1 protein-coding gene is annotated in these 392 nt (G+C 65.6%); it reads left to right on the forward strand.

What is annotated here, in order from left to right; translation table 11 throughout:
* Nucleotides 1–392 (forward strand): trimethylamine methyltransferase family protein (locus tag EOB36_RS34100; RefSeq protein WP_206637248.1); only part of this gene is annotated, 392 nt, incomplete at both ends.

Genomic DNA, 392 nt, shown 5'->3' on the forward strand with positions numbered 1-392 from the left:
TGCTGGCGGGGGCGACGATGTGCATCCATGCCGCCGGCTGGCTGGAGGGGGGCTTAAGCGTTTCCTTCGAAAAGCTGGTCACCGACATCGAGGCTTTGCAGACAGTGGCCGAGCTCTGTGCCCCGACACCTGGCGACAGCGATTCCATCGGTTTCGAAGCGATCGCCGAGGTGCAGCCGGGCGGCCATTTCTTCTCGGCCGGCCACACCATGGCGCGCTATCGCACCGCCTTCTATGAACCGCTGGTGGCCGACTGGTCGAATTTCGGCAACTGGACGCAAAGCGGCTCGAAGACGGCAAGCGAGCGCGCCACCGGCGTCTGGAGGCGGGTGCTTGCCGATTTCACGCCACCGGCAACGGCTGCCGCCACCGCCGGCGTGCTGGATGAGTTT

Source organism: Mesorhizobium sp. M6A.T.Cr.TU.017.01.1.1 (assembly GCF_004023115.1).
GTDB classification, from domain to species: Bacteria; Pseudomonadota; Alphaproteobacteria; order Rhizobiales; family Rhizobiaceae; genus Mesorhizobium; species Mesorhizobium mediterraneum.